This is a genomic window from Mucilaginibacter sabulilitoris, assembly GCF_034262375.1.
Taxonomy (GTDB): domain Bacteria; phylum Bacteroidota; class Bacteroidia; order Sphingobacteriales; family Sphingobacteriaceae; genus Mucilaginibacter; species Mucilaginibacter sabulilitoris.
Window position 1 is genome coordinate 4,327,609 of record NZ_CP139558.1, and the last position, 15,373, is coordinate 4,342,981.

General features: G+C 41.4%; 7 protein-coding genes. All 7 read right to left on the reverse strand.

All coding sequences use genetic code 11. The features are described from left to right. Nucleotides 1–106: 106 nt before the first annotated feature. The 7 genes from SNE25_RS18715 to SNE25_RS18745 are packed head-to-tail and all read right to left on the reverse strand — an operon-like array spanning nucleotide 107 to nucleotide 15,373. A complete protein-coding gene (locus tag SNE25_RS18715) occupies nucleotides 107–1,336 on the reverse strand; it encodes an eCIS core domain-containing protein (RefSeq protein WP_321560520.1) in 1,230 nt (409 codons plus the stop codon). 19 nt (nucleotides 1,337–1,355) lie between these two features. Then, a complete protein-coding gene (locus tag SNE25_RS18720) occupies nucleotides 1,356–3,191 on the reverse strand; it encodes an eCIS core domain-containing protein (RefSeq protein ID WP_321560521.1) in 1,836 nt (611 codons plus the stop codon). Between the two features lie 11 nt (nucleotides 3,192–3,202). Next, a complete protein-coding gene (locus SNE25_RS18725; RefSeq protein ID WP_321560522.1) occupies nucleotides 3,203–4,738 on the reverse strand; it encodes a contractile injection system tape measure protein in 1,536 nt (511 codons plus the stop codon). 30 nt (nucleotides 4,739–4,768) lie between these two features. Beyond that, complete coding sequence (locus SNE25_RS18730) at nucleotides 4,769–8,107, reverse strand: hypothetical protein (RefSeq protein ID WP_321560523.1); 3,339 nt, start codon at nucleotides 8,105–8,107, stop codon at nucleotides 4,769–4,771. Between the two features lie 3 nt (nucleotides 8,108–8,110). Next, nucleotides 8,111–11,155 (reverse strand): hypothetical protein, encoded by a 3,045-nt coding sequence (locus SNE25_RS18735; protein ID WP_321560524.1) that lies wholly within the window; start codon nucleotides 11,153–11,155, stop codon nucleotides 8,111–8,113. Then, on the reverse strand, nucleotides 11,148–14,966 hold the full coding sequence (locus SNE25_RS18740; RefSeq protein ID WP_321560525.1) for a hypothetical protein: 3,819 nt from the start codon (nucleotides 14,964–14,966) through the stop codon (nucleotides 11,148–11,150). The genes SNE25_RS18735 and SNE25_RS18740 overlap by 8 nt, the downstream gene beginning before the upstream one ends. Continuing rightward, nucleotides 14,966–15,373, reverse strand: coding sequence for a GPW/gp25 family protein (locus SNE25_RS18745; RefSeq protein ID WP_321560526.1), 408 nt, complete (start codon nucleotides 15,371–15,373; stop codon nucleotides 14,966–14,968). The genes SNE25_RS18740 and SNE25_RS18745 overlap by 1 nt, the downstream gene beginning before the upstream one ends.

Consider the following 15,373-nt stretch of genomic DNA (forward strand, 5'->3'; position numbering starts at 1 on the left):
TATTATAATCCTGTGAAAGTTTGCTATACCTGGGGGCAACTTTTCCTTTCTGAGCATCATTACGTCCTGTAGGCATTGCAGTGATTTATTATTTAGTTTAATTAATTTAATGCTGCCTTGCACAGGCCGTCGGAGGGCTGGTTGGCGCATTACCTCTTGTACCATTAACAGTTTGTCGCTTTGTTAATAGTTCCTGTTGCTTTGTTAGGTGTGTTTGTTGTAGTGTTTGATCAAGACAGTAATAATACCCTAATGCCTGATCAATAATAGTTTTACGCATACTATCAGCCATGCGCCTGGTTCCCGCAAACTCATCTGCTACGGCATTGTGGTAAAAAGCAAGGAACTCCCTTTCATCCTTATGTTGCCCGCCTGCAAGCCCGGTTCTATATTGACCTATATGATCAAGCTCATGTCCTGTTTGGAGCACTCTCCTCGCAATTGATGTTTGACTGATATTATTTACAAAATAATCACCTACATCAATATCACCCTGAGTTGTGGCCCCTGAACCTACTGATTGAGTATGAAGACCCGCCTCAGCACTAACATATGTTATATTTCTTACCTTGCCTGAATCCTGCGGGTAATAAGCACAAACGATGTCACTTACTGCACGGGTAGCTCTGGTTGCTATAGGGACAGCGGTATCGGCGGCCCTGTCTATTATGTTTTGAGCTCTTGCATCAATATCATTTCTTACCCCTGGTGCAACCGTAGCAGGCGCTGTCGCACCTTCGGGACAGGTTATTCTTTGAACATTAGATAAATTTGTTGCAGATTGCTGTATTACATGCGTTAGCTCATGGGCCATTAATTTTTTTCCGCTTTCGCTCTCAGGCGAATACTGACCATTGTTAAAAACAATGTTGTTACCTGTAGTATAAGCCAGCGCGTTAATTGATTGTGCTGATTTTGCAGCTACAGAATCGGTATGGATACGTACATTGGAAAAATCCTGACCAAAGCGTGGCTCAAAAAACTGTCGGCTATTTTCTGGCAAAGCTTGTCCTGATGAACCTAAAGACCCTACGTAGTTATCAAATTCATTGCTTCCAGGTATTTCAGCATCTGAATTTTCTTTACGTTGCAGCTTTTCCTCTTCTTCACAATGCTGGCATTTACGTTGAATGCCATTTAATGCAGGCGAAAAAAAAGCGCGCTCAGTTTGGATAGGATCAGGCATACGCATCACTTTGTCTGCCATATGATCGACTTCCTGTTCGTAAACATCATTGGGTTTGTTTATACTAAGCTTCGGTTGAAAAAAAGTATCATTTACCCTATTTAAAGTGTTTTTTTCGGGAGAGCGATAAGTAATGCTTGGATTTTTCATCAGGAAAAATAAGTTACAATTAAGGATTTACAATATCTGTCATCGCTTTACTTACACGCCTGTTGAGCCGTGGAGTTAAACATGGATTCATAATAAAACCACTACCATGTCCAAGCCCTAAGAAGTGGCCCGCTTCATGCGGTAGTCCCAGGCCATCTGCACAGGGAGTGTCTGCAATTAGGGTATTACTTCCATTGGTTATTCCTCCATTGCAACGATGATCTCCTCCGCAAACTGTAGATGTTAAATCACCAACCCGGAATACATTGTAATTAACGCCCGAACCTAAAGCAGTAACAGTGGCCATTTCGCCTCCCCCTGTGCCATTATCATCCACCTGGGTACCCAGATCACCAGGTGCTACTACGTCATTACTTGCACCACCGGTAAACATTACATTTGATTGCAGTTGCCAAACATTGTTGAGTAAAGCCCTCATTACATCGGCTGTTGGAGTATGGTCAGAACAGTGGGGGCCACCAGCTGCGGCTGTCGCTGAATCACAAACATAATGGAATGCAACACTACGGGCGAGCTGACTTTTAACAGATACTTGCAAAGTAGCCAGTACTGTGGTTCCGGCCATTGCGGTAATATTAGCTACTCCGGCGCTAACTCCATTAATTGATATACCTGTGGCAGTAGCAGTTACCGTTGCAACACCAGGCGTATCACTCACAAAAGTTGGAGTAGAACCGGCAGGCGTTACTGTTACCCTTGCTATTCGCCGTTCACCTACAGGCACAACCTGCCAGTTTGGAGCAACAGAAGCATCATAACCGGCAAATTGTTCGGAAGGATCTTCTGAAAATACTGCCGCCGTTGCAGGAACAGGTGGAGCCGGAGGCGGTGGTGGCGTTGGCGCTGGAGGCGGTGCCGGATTAGACATGCTAATATTGGCTACCTGATTGTTTAATTGCGAACCAAACTCGCTGGTTTCGCCATGTGCAAATATAGTGATCATGCTATCAGGTACCCCATTATTACGCAGCTCATTAGCTACAGAGATAGCCCTTGAGCACGATAGCTGCCAGTTTAACTGATCGGTGCCCGGTGTGCTTGCATAACCATCAACTCGTAAAGCATCTGTGCCTCCGCTGGCAGTCCAGCTTACAGCAAAATTGGCTATATCCGCTCTTTGAGCAGGTGTTAACTCTGTTGCAGATGTGGCAAATGACGAACTTAAAACACTTGGTGATGGGCTTGAATTGGCCGGATCACATGCCATTGGAGGTATGTCGCTGGGATTCCCGGCCCGTTGAATCCTTTTTGTAGCTACACCACTCCCCTGCTGCACTACATGAGTAAGTTCATGGGCCATTAATCTCTTGCCACTATCACTCTCCGGTGAAAACTGGCCACTGTTAAAAACAATATTGTTGCCAGATGTATAGGCCAGTGCATTAATTGACTGTGCAGATTTGGCAGCTACAGAATCGGTATGAATACGCACGTTTGAAAAATCATGTCCAAAACGGGGCTCAAAAAACTGACGGCTGCTTTCAGGTATCGCCTGCCCCGACGACCCCAATGAACCTACATAACTATCCAACTCGCTGCTTCCCTGCGCCGCGGTATCTGAACTTTCTTTACGTTGAAGTTTCTCTTCCTCTTCACAGTGCTGACATTTACGCTGTAGCCCGGTTTCTGCAGAGCTGAAAAATGCGGATCCATCCATGGAGGGAATGCTCATCCGCATAACTTTGTCGGCCATAGCATCAGCTTCACGCTCAAACCTGTCGCCGGGTTCATTTACCTCCAATTTAGCCTGTACCATGTGCCGCGAAAAAAAAGGTTGGTTATTTTGCGCTTTGATGGTATTATTTTCGGGTTGTAATTGCTTAGCTGTTAACATAAAATATCTTTTTAATACCAATCCACATTTAATATTTGCTGCATCCATGGAAGGCGAATGGTCGAAAACCCCCAGGGCAGTTTTCCTAATAACACATCAACCGTTTTTTGCTCAATTGTTAACAGCCAGCCATTTTCCCTTTTGGTCAGTTTTCCATCGCGTTCAAAAAAAGAATTTCGCAAACCTTCAATGGAGGTGTTTTTTAAAGGCGTCCAATGATCTATTACAGCTTCCAGTAACTTCTTTGATTCGGTCTTTTCTTTCTTTTTTAAAATGATAGCGGCAGGCAGGGTTTCCTCAAGCGGAAAACCGCATAATATTTTTTCAAGGGTAAGGTCAAACTCGGCAGCATTTGTACTTCCGGTTGCTAAATAATGGAACAATAATACAGCCCTTTGGTGGGTATTTTCATCTTTGAATTTACCGTCAGCCAATAGCCCTAAACCTGCAAAAAATGGCTTGAGAAAATAATGAAGTATTACCGCTCCGCTGTTTTTTACAAACAAAGATTCCTCTTTAGAAATGCCTGTATATTTTTTATTCCGAGGGCGCAGTCTGCCTTCGTTGTTTCTTTCGGCATCCTTATCAGGTTTTTCATCCGGTATATTTTCATTGTTATCAGCTTGTCGGTTTCCTTTATTTTTTTCAGGATCATTTTTTAACTCTTGCTGCGCTACCTGAAATAATTGAAGTTCCTGAAATGCATTTTGTACAATGTTTGTTGCGAGGAGCTTGCTTATATTTTCAAAGGCAGTGATATCCGCAGCTGGAATGTCGAAATGTTCGGTTAATAGCAAGAGTGTACGGAATATTAGTTCACTATCTTCGGCACCGGAAAAAGATGTATTATTCCATAAAACAGGATCGTTCATTAGCGCGTGAAAAAGGCACTTCCATACCATATTCCTATCGTTAATATGGCCTCTTGTACAGTTGTTTAGTATTGTGGAAATATCGATGTAAATAAGCCGCCATGGCTCATTGGTTACCGGAGCAATGGTAAGCATCATGTTTTCCAAAAAGCTGTCTGTAAATTGCCAAATGAGCCTTTGCAGCACAACAGGGGTATGTTTGTAATTATCGCGGAGCCAGTTGAAAAAATATTGATTTTTATTCCCCGAAAAACTGCTTAATATATCACCCTCCCAGGCGCTCATTTCTTTTGTTGCACTGTACCAGGGCAGATAGCCATTCTCTAAAAAATAAATAAAAGCGTTAAAAGCCGACTGCGAAGTACTCAATACCTCCGTGCTGTTTTCATCGCCCAGTTTATCTTTTTTTACTGAGAGATTTTTCCGAAGCTCCTGGATAAAATGATCTTTAAACTCCTGCTCAAAGTTCTGTGCGCTTACATTACCCAAATTAAGCTGTAACGAATCAATACGAATAATTTCATTGGCCGGGAACATTTCATCAAAAACATCCTCCATACTGCTTGCCAATTCCTGTTGCAGCAAAACGTCTACGCGATTTTGAAAAGCATGCGCCTCTTCCCTTTTGGGAATATTCAAAATGATCTGCTGCTTATGAATAATATGCCTTGCCATCAGGAAACTGTTTATTAATATTCCGTTAACTCATTCTTTCTTTTTCCGTGAAATGAGATTCTCAATTTTTCCGGTACTTTTTGTGGGATCTACATTGGGTTCAAACAAACCATTTGCCGAAGCGTGCAGTATTTTAACCACACCATTGGGGTCGTTACAATTCCCATTTGATACCTGCAATGCTACCTTATATTCTTTTTCGCCTCCGTCGCGGTTAAATCTGAACTCTATTTTAGCAATACCTTCCTTAGCGATATCATCTACTTTCCATGCATCGTCAAACTGCCACTTATATGTAAAGGTTGCGTCCTGAACTGTAGGTGTAAAGGTTGCTTGTATAAGTAAATCTGCGTTAATGGTTGATACAAATGAAAACTCGCTGCCCGGTGTTGGAAGCACGGTAACTTCAAACGGATCGGAACTAACGCCATTTACTGTATAAATAATACTGAATTTTCCCTTGCCAGCAGTCGCAGGTGTAAAGGTTTGATTTACCGCATCAATACCTGCAACAGCATTAAATGTACCTCCGGGTACAGATACGCCAATTTTTGTGGGATTCGCATCGTTATCGCAGAAAGTGGCCTGCATTTTGATTACAGGCTTTTCCTGAACCGGTGGAGGCGTTTCTTTTTCTGGCATGATGTAAGCCACCGGCGGACAATCTGAACAACACAGATACGGAATATAAAAATCGGCAATTACAGCGCCGTTTATTACCGGGTATTTCGATGTGACAGTTGCCTGGCCTGCCAATACATCTAAAAGGCTTTGCCGTTCTGCCGCTGTAACCTCCTTACTATCTGTAAGGATTTTTTTAAACCTGTTGAGCGTATTTTCATCCAATGCAATTGCTGCCCTGGTATTTACTGCAGAGGCGGCGGCCCTCGTTGCCGGCTGCTCACCGGTTATTTTTGTGTCGGCGGCCCTGGCAATAGGTGTATTAGCTGCATTGGTAAACACCGCGCCGGCAGCATCTGTAAATGTTCTGCCCGGGACTGTTCTTGTTGGAGGGACATTTTTGTAAACTAATACCAGTGTGCCTCCTTTAGGTACCCCTGCCTTATGTTCAAGTCCGGGATGGTTTTTATAATAGTTTAAAAATGCAAGCTGTTGTTTATACTGGGTAAGCCTGTCCGTATATTCCTTTTTTAATACCTGAAAGCGTTCATCAATACAAATGCTGGTAAGCACCCCAAATGCCTCTACTAAAAGATCTATCTGATAATCTTCAATAAATGATACTGTTGTTGTGTCTTTGGGCGCGGTGTTTTTTACAGTAAGCAGTATTAAAGCGTTGGTGGCCAGTGTTGTATCACGAAGGTAATTCTGATACTTAACCCCAAAATCGTCCATGTCAATATTGGATATATTGTTGGTGTTCAAGGCAAACATCAATTCTTCAACCGTATTTACAAATTGGAAAAAGTAATAGTAAATCGCAGTAAGCGGATCGGCCTGATCAATATTTACAGGATTGGTAAATACTCCTGTATTACTTAGTGAGCTTAAATAACCACTGCCTATGGTATTTGGCACGGCCGGACAATAAGTACGTAAAAAATCCCCTTTTTTATATGCAGTATTTGCTACTATTGCCAATTCGGGCGTAAGAGCTGCCCGCAGTTTAAAATCTGAGAATTTTACGGCCTCAACATTAGTTACGTTGGTTACATTGGTTAAAACCCCGGGCGCGGGCGGAGTTTTTGCAGGAGTATATGGCAATTTGGTAACAAAGCAAAAAGTAGTATGTATTTTACACATTGCCTCGCTTACTATCAAATTGTACTCTGTTTCCAAGTCGCGGATATTACAATCAGGCAGTGTTGCATCACCGCTCAATTGTTCGGCAGAAACGGCAACTACATCAAATGGTAGATTGAAATTTAAACGCTGATTAAGGATGTTAGTTAAAACCGTTTGATAGTTTTGCCCGATATGTCCTTCTACCCTGAAGAAATTATAACTTTCAATATCATATAAAAGCGGTTGTGTTACTAAAGTATTACTGTTATACAAACCAGCATTGTAGCTTAAATTAAAAACAGCATTACCCCGGCTGGTTTTATAATAGCTCCATGCTTTATATAATTCGGCACCAACGGTGTTTATTTTATAGTAATATGGAATTGCTCTTTCAGAGAGCCAGGGAAATTCATACTGACTTGGAGTGATTTTTATAGTCGATTGACTTAGGATATCCTTGTTTTGCGCCATAAAATTCTTTATTAAAATCATCATCCGATTAAATAAAAGAATTACCTCGGCCGACTCTGTACCCATTTTTGCAAAGAGCGGAGAGTATATGAAATAATTCCGATCGCTATCCTTCACATAAGCGTTGGAAGCCAGTGACGCATCGCCGAGAACCAGATGGAGCGGAAATAAATTTTCATCGGGGCAGCAGGTTGAAATAACGCCAGATATTTTCGACGAAAATTCATAATAAGCTTTGATCAGGTCGTCTATGAAATCATAAAAATATTCAATAAAAATCGGGTTTTGCTTCAATAACAGGTCACGGTATTTTTTCAGATCATTTAGCAGGTTGGCAAACGGATTTGAGCTAACCTTTAAAATTGTACTGTATTTGGTGTATGTATCATTATAGGCATTTGAAACCAAGGTTAATGTAGCGTCATCTGCCAGTTTAAGAAATGCATCTATTATATTATCTGTAGTATTCAGATCAGTATAAGGCACATTGAAACGCTTTAGCGGTATCTGATATACCAAATTTGTCTGGAGCTTTGGCAGCACAACATCTCCTCTGGTGGCGGGTACGATGGCATTGCCAGGCAGATCTGTTTTTTTAACAAGTAAAGGTCTGACTTGAAATTCCATTTTCTCGCCTTTATTGTTGCAATCCTGTGTATCGCAATTTTTCAGGTCGGTTTCCCTTGCTTCTAAAAATAGCACAACAACATAATCGCTCAATTTTATGCCTGGAGTAGACAGCGTTTTGGCCTTTAGCTTATCAGCACTTTCAAGTGTTTTAAACTGTTCATCTGATAATAACATCCAGACTTCTTTACCTGTACAAAATGGTTTGTAAAAAGGCAGGGCGCCTTTGTCATAAACAAACGGCAGATCGGCAGGTACGTCAATCGCATTATATGGCAGGTAATAAGTGTATTGCGTGCTATTCTGTGTAATTAAGTATCCCTGCGAAGTTACCCCGCAACCTTTTGTGACACCGATAATACCCGGTCTAAGCGTTATTTCCAGTCCGCAAACAATGCCAATGCCAATCAGCTTATTACGGGTCCAGCGATTTTGCTGATCAAGGTAATTAAAGGTTTCATTAAGATGGTCATTCGTGAGTACCTGATCTGGTTCAAACACGATGTATTCAACTGGATTTGCCATATATCAATTTTTTAAAGATCCTAAAATGGTTTTACCCAACATTACCGGGTTGGTGTCCTTGCTTTCCTCGCAATCATGTAAAGTTGCTAAAGGGTACTCGCTATGTAAATTAAACAGCAGCGGTACCATAACATCATTAGCCTTTTGCAAGTCGGTTATGGTTGTATTATCAAATGAATAATTGGCTAAAGCCGTTATCCAGGTTTTATAAGCGTTCTCAAAGTCATAAAGCGACTGGTCATTTATCCAGCAAACTTTTACCATGGTATGTGCAGGTACTTCCTGTCTGATGATATCCTCAAAATAATTTCTGAAAGCCATATTCCTGAAATGCACAGGCCAGTACGGTAATACAACAGACATTTTGAAAGAATAAGGATCCTGCTCGCCACAGAAATCACACTTTGGATCCAAACATACCGGAGGTCTGGCAAACAGGTTATTACGGGGCCTAAGCAAAAGGTGCTCAATAAGATGTAATCCATCCGCGTCACATTCGGTATTAAACTCGGTTATGAATTGTGCCAGCGCGGTATTTGCGTCCTGTTCCGAAGTGAAATTATTACTTACAGCCAGGTTATTGTATGCCTTATCAAACACATAAATATTCCAATTAGTTCCAGTTTCTTTAACCGCATAATTTTGCCCTGCCAATAGCCTGTCCATAAATGCCGGTAAGGCTTTGTTTAACTCCTCCTGTGTAGTATAAGTAGCTGCTGAGGTAAGGGTATCGCCATGCGGATTTTTGAATACAAATTGGTATTTAGCCGGGGTATCGGTGGTAGTGATGATGGTGGCATTGCCTATGCAATACAAAAACCGTCTGTAGTAATTATCAATACCACCCAAATGGCAAAGCTTTTTTTCCAGACCTGAAACATTATCGGTGTCCCATAATTTAATGGCATCGACAGTTAAATCGTCTTTTTGCGGGAAGTAGTTAAATCCCCTGGCCCTTTGATAACTGATAACGGGATAGTCTTTCAGGAAAGATATTTTACTATCTATCAGATCGGCCGGGGTTATATGTGTTTCTTTCTGGGTGTCATAATCAAGTGAGTAATTTAGCAAAACGTATTCATTAAATGACTCGCCAAACCGGCTCATTAAATGATCAAGAAAACGGTTGCGCCGGTCGGCAAAAACATCATTTGATTCGTACAACTGCTGCCAGCTATTCATTGTAGCAACAGCCGAATCCTGGATTTGCATTACCAACTGTTCAATGGTTTTTGCTGATGTATCCTGTTTATAAACGGGCGCTATATTCTTGATGTCACCTAAAAACTGAGCATAATAAGTTTGTACAATATTATCGGTGGAAAAAAGCTCTTTTGCCCCATTTAACTGCGAAAAGAAATCGGCCAGTAACTGATCAAACAACAATAAATAAGCCTGTAACTGGCGGGCCTGTGCTTTCCGCTCTTCACTAACAGTTGAAGGAAGCCCGGCTGAGCCTACACCATAGGTTTGCGGTAAAAGATATTGCACGGAGGTATAACTATCAAGTGCGGAATAAGTACCTGTCGGAACAGCGAGGTCATCAGTGTGCCCGGAAAGTTTATTGCGGGCCTTTACCGCACGCAGCCATTTCAAGGTATCGCGTACCTCGGTCAGCGATGGTAAATAAGGGAACTGGTTTTTATAGAATAACAGTTTTGATTTGGTTTCGGAAAACACCGGCTTACAGCCAGTTGTAACAGGCATGCACCAGCTTTTGGCCTTTTGACCGGGTATAGCTTTATTGTCAGTTCCATATTTGGTCATCAGGAAATTACGTACGGCCAATACACCGTCAATATCCATAATGAGGCTGATAATGTCGGATGCGTATATTTCCTGGCGTAGCTGAGTTTGCTCCAACTCAGCAGTATCGATAAAGCCATGTTGCAGTACCGGGCCTTCGAATATCGTATCGGTAGTATTGCCTTTATCCTGCAGTTCGCTTAACAGGTAAAAATTTACCGATGGGTTCATATAATCCTCAATTACATAAAATACTTGTGCCTGTATCTGCTCCATATCAGCTGATGGGGATACTTCTATATCGCAGCAAATGGCTATTTCTTCATCTTTTATAGTAGTTACACTTACAAAATCCTCGCAAAGGTTCCTGTTTTCATTCAGCGTACGGACAGCTGTTTGAACAATATGTTTTGATTGCTGAATTTTTAACAGGTACAGGTTAAGCACCTGCGCAGTGAAATTAGCAGTGAAAAATCCCTGAACGTCAGCAGGTAGTACTTGTTGGCCCGAAGGCTGCAGATCAATATTGATAATACCATTAAGTGTTGCGGCATGATTGGCCCCGCCCGAAGTATAATTAAAATCAATAGTTATAGTAATGTTGTTGCCAGCCGGAAAACTGGTTGTTACGCCCGTAATAGATGCCGGATCGGCAGAAAGCAGACCGGCTATGGTGGTATCATTCCATACCGGGAAAATAATAGTTAAACTAACATCGCCCCCTTTAAATTTGGCGGTAGCAGGGTTTAGAACCTGTAATTCGCCATTGTTCAGGTCGCCAAACTGCTGATCAAAATCCAGATCAAGTATTACTTTGTATAAACCAGATAAATAAACCGGGTGAGGTGTTACATCATACGATAGCTCGTCTTTTTTACAATCGGCATAAAGAGCAATTTCCCCGGCCGGAATATCCTTATTATTTACTGTATAAAAATCATCATACAGAAACCAGGCATTATGCACCCCTACTATATCTATAAGCAATTTGCGGTAGTCATTAACTGTAAGTGGCGACTGCGTAAGGATATTTTTAGCCGTAAATAAGGTTTGTGAGGAAGCTATTTTACCATCGGCACCTGTAAGCAGGTCTTCCATAGGCATCCCTGTTCGGTAACCCAATTCGGTAATGGCATAGCAAAGCGCTTCCAGAATAGTTATACCCGGATCGTGCTCATTATAGTCGGTCCATATTTTGCCGCTCAGTTTTTCAATGTAGCCCAGGCCAGCCTCTCTGAGAAAAGCATAATCCTGGTCGGCAATAAGGCCCGGATCTTTTTCAATTACTTTTTGCTTATCCATTACAATCACAATTAGCTGGTGAATTAATGAGGTGTTTTACCTTTGTTTCTTCGTTATAGTATGATACTAAAATTGACCGGGCGGTACTTGCAACCGCCTCATCAATATTGTACAGGGCTTGTTTAATCACTGAACCATCGCGTAGTATGATGTGGTTCATTTTAAAGCAGGTTACAAAATCAACGTAAGGCCTTTCTTCAATAAAATTGAGCACAACTGATTTTTCAATACTGTTGCCAAACTGGATGGCCTGAGGGTTGCCGAATGCCCATGGCGTTAAAAATTGTTCTATGTCATTGCTCAACTGGTTGCCGAAATAAACCGGATCGACCTTTTCGCCGGCCTTTTCACGGAACGTTACGCTAAAATCAAACTGCACTTCTTCAAACTGGGGGTTACACAAATGAAGCTTTACAAATGGCGATGTTAATGTTTTGATGTACAGCTCAATTTCGGTTAAGAGCCCTATACTGGTATAGGGTCTCAGCAGATTGGCGTTAGCTAAACCAGTGAGATCTGGAATGGTGATTGCCATTACATGCCCGGCAAGTGTTTCGCTATATTTTGGCTGATTGGTGTTTTCATCAAGCAGAAAACCGGTATGAGCTACACATTTTACTTTGAAAATTTGTGGAAAATATTGCAATATTAATCGTTCATAATCCCAGGCTGTGATGGCACGGTGCTTATGGCGCAAGCGTTCGCTAACGCGCTGGTAAAATTGGGCATCGGTTTCCTGACCGCGACCATCAAAAGAACTATATGGCTGTAGTGTTTTCTTTAATGCGGCATCAACGGTAGCAGGCTTACTGATAGTGTTTGGCGGTAATGTTTTGGTAAACAATATATTTTTAGCCACATCCTGCACAAACTGAGCTTTGGCTGCATTAGCATCAACGGCTATTAAATTACAAACCGCATCAGTATCATGCTGTACAACTGCCTTTATCCAGATTAAACCGTTGTCGGCCCGGGTATTATCCAGCGTGGCATCGGCGGGTACATTAACAATCACCAGGCCCGAACGTGTAAGGTTATTGGTTTGGTCGGTTACTGATTGTTTTTTGAATGGCAGCCAGTTATTGTTATTTAAATAAAACCAGTTTAACTGGGTCATGTTCTTCAACGGGTTGGCACTGCCATCAGATACCTGGAACAGTATAGAGAATGCTTCATCGGGTTTGGCATTGCCTAAGCCCACCCACAATTCACCGCCGTTATCAGCCTGGATGCCATCTTCCAGGTTAAACACCGGAAGTAAATTTATCTCATCGCCGGTAACGGCAGGATGCATTTCGCGGAAACCAAAAGGTTCCAGATGATAAAAAAAGTTATTGCGATTGTTAAAGCCAGCGGCATCAAAAATGATATTGTCATTAGCCGAATAAGTGACATCTATTGATTTAATGACAGGATGATTAGGAACAGGTTGTGTGCCTGTATCAACTGTATAACTGGTAACAGCGCCTGCGCTGTTTGTATTTACTTTTACAGAAGGCGGAGGTATTTTAGTTAAAAATGTACTCAGGCTATATTCATTGCCTGTTATTTCCAGCCTGATATAACCATCAACCGAAGTAATGGCGTAATTTTCATTGACAGTAAAATCTGCCGGTGATTGTACCACATTTTCCAGCCCTGTAATATCAACTTCTGCCGATAGCGGTGTATTATCAGTAGTAGAAAAATCTATATCGATGATACTTTGCAGGGTATCGTCAAAATTAAACAGCAAATCATCTTCAAACTGGGTGCTGTTCTGTATATCAAACGCCAGATTTTTCTCAACTATATTATCATTTGCCAGAGTTAAATCATTATCTGCCGTAAAATCATTAAGCTGGAAGATATTGTCACTTATATTATCATTTAATGTAAACTCATCAATTATCTGAAAATCAAATTTTTCTGTCTTTGAATCTGTAATTACGATACTGGAGGTATGGATGCTTGTTCCGTCATAAACAGATATCCAATCGCCTTTTGCCAGCGCTGACACATTTACTTTTGATTGGGTCAGCGGTTTCTGCTGCCAGTCAACACCAATGGTTAATTGGGTTAGCTGTTTTTGAAATATCTCTTTACTCCCGATAATGAACGAAGCGCCTGCTTCCGGAAAATCGCCAAAAGGTTTAAATGGCTTGGCCGCATTTATGGCGCCATCATCATTTTGTAATATCAGGTTTTTAAGCTTCTCAACCGTTACAGATATGTTTACGGCCGTTACTGCCGGTATTTTTATTTTTTGATAAGAGGCGTAACTACTAAGCAACACCTGCACCATTGGAAGCGTAGTATCAAAGTTACCGCCGTGCAATTTTGATGAATAAGGAACTATAGCAGGTGCATCGCCGTCTAAAAATACGGTTAGTGAAAACGAAGTACTATTTATTACCGAAGCAGTATAAACGGGTGCGGTATACGTATTTTTTTTACCCGTTAGCTGTATGCTGAATATCCCCGAAAGATCGGCCGAACTGATGTCCGTTAAACTATCACAGGTAAATGTGAGCTTAACAGTGCGTTTACCCTCATTTAAATACAACACATTTGATGCAATGGCAAAACCTATAGCGGCAGTTTTAATATTCTTGGGGTTGCCAAACGGAAACCATGAATTATCCGCACTTAGCAATTTCCCCCCCTGACCATCCTCCGAATTGGCAGTTGGCGAAGCATATAACGTTACAGGATTAATACCCTTATTCAGGTAAATGGATTTTAATGCTTGGACGGTTGCAGTTTGTACTACCAGGTTATTGGTAAGGGCATAAAACTGATCTTTATTATTCGCGTCTTTCCCGGCTTTAAATGATGTGCCCTGTGTAAGTAAATGCTGGTCGATGTTTTTTTGCAACTCAAAAACAAGGTGTACAAAATCGGGCTCAGCAACATTATTGCTTAATTGTAAAACCTGTTTATAATAAAAATCAAGGTGCTTTTTAGTGTATTGGTTAAGGTGTTGCTGTGCAAAACCAAATAGTTTTAAAAAAGCAAGGTACAATGCATAATGCGGCGCATGGGTTGGATAATTATCCAGGGTATCTGCAAGGTAAGCCGGGGTACGGCTTACAATATTTATTACGGCCGCTATAAAGGATTGTACAGCGCCGGTAAATAAATTATGCGTGAGGATATGATTAATGTCATCATGCACTGTACCGCTCAGGGTTATGGGGAAAGCTGCAACGGGTGGATTAACTTTAAACGGATCGTTCAGTGAACCTAATTGGAAGTTTTGTGACAAGATAATTTTCTCAACCGGCGTTAAAGCATCTTTCAGAGTTGAATTTGCATCAATAAGCGAGGCTGTTATAAACAACTCGTAGTATTGATGTAGTATGTTTAAAGGCGCTGCCAGTTTTGACGCTATAGAAACCGATAAAAAGGTTTTATAACTTAAGCCATCGGTTAAATGCTGATAAGCATCATTAAGATCTGTGGTAACTGAGAAAATAAAATCAAACAGTATTTTGAAATAGTTTTTCGCATCCGCGTCATTAGCGGCATTAATAGTTTTATCATTTAAATATTTAATAAACGATGCATAATCGTTTGTTTTCCATTCAGCTACTGAGGCTATTACTACAGCCAGGTCTTTACCCATAAGCTGTTGCCAGTCGCCGTTGATGGTATTAGTGTTATCATAGTAATTTAGCCAGGCGCTATACTTTTTTGTGAGCAGGATAAGATCAGCTGCTGTTCGTTCATCTACCAGCGCACATTTCGCCAATAGGGCATCCAATGCACGCTGCGCCTGGCTGGTGCCATTATAGGATAAAAGCTTGGTATCGAAACAATTATTTGCCATCAGTGTATTTCTGTTCCTTCGTTTTTATAGTAAGGATATACAAAATTGAACCTTGAATTTGTTGTGCGGACAGTGTAGTTGAGGATGATCAGGATCACCCCTTCTGTTTCGCGGCTGTCATCAACCTGTATCGAACTCAGATCAATACGGGGCTCATAATATAATATTGCCGTTTTGATCATTTCGCGGATATAGGTTTTAAAGGTGGTAGTCATGGGCTCAAAAAGCATCTCGTCCAGATTACAGCCATAATCAGGTACCATAACCCGTTCACCTTTTCGGGTAGCCAACAATATTTGTAAACTGAGTTGTATATCAACTTCATCGCTGGTCATGACCACTGAGTTTGCAGTGGTATCAAAAGCCGGCGGAAAACTCCACCCTGTGCCTAAAAATGAATCTGACAT

Excerpts from the sequence above, each read along its gene's own strand:
- SNE25_RS18715 (WP_321560520.1), bottom strand. The coding sequence starts at position 1,336 with ATGAAAAATCCAAGCATTACTTATCGCTCTCCCGAAAAAAACACTTTA.
- SNE25_RS18720 (WP_321560521.1), bottom strand. The coding sequence starts at position 3,191 with ATGTTAACAGCTAAGCAATTACAACCCGAAAATAATACCATCAAAGCG.
- SNE25_RS18725 (WP_321560522.1), bottom strand. The coding sequence starts at position 4,738 with ATGGCAAGGCATATTATTCATAAGCAGCAGATCATTTTGAATATTCCC.
- SNE25_RS18730 (WP_321560523.1), bottom strand. The coding sequence starts at position 8,107 with ATGGCAAATCCAGTTGAATACATCGTGTTTGAACCAGATCAGGTACTC.
- SNE25_RS18735 (WP_321560524.1), bottom strand. The coding sequence starts at position 11,155 with ATGGATAAGCAAAAAGTAATTGAAAAAGATCCGGGCCTTATTGCCGAC.
- SNE25_RS18740 (WP_321560525.1), bottom strand. The coding sequence starts at position 14,966 with ATGGCAAATAATTGTTTCGATACCAAGCTTTTATCCTATAATGGCACC.
- SNE25_RS18745 (WP_321560526.1), bottom strand. The coding sequence starts at position 15,373 with ATGTCAGATTCATTTTTAGGCACAGGGTGGAGTTTTCCGCCGGCTTTT.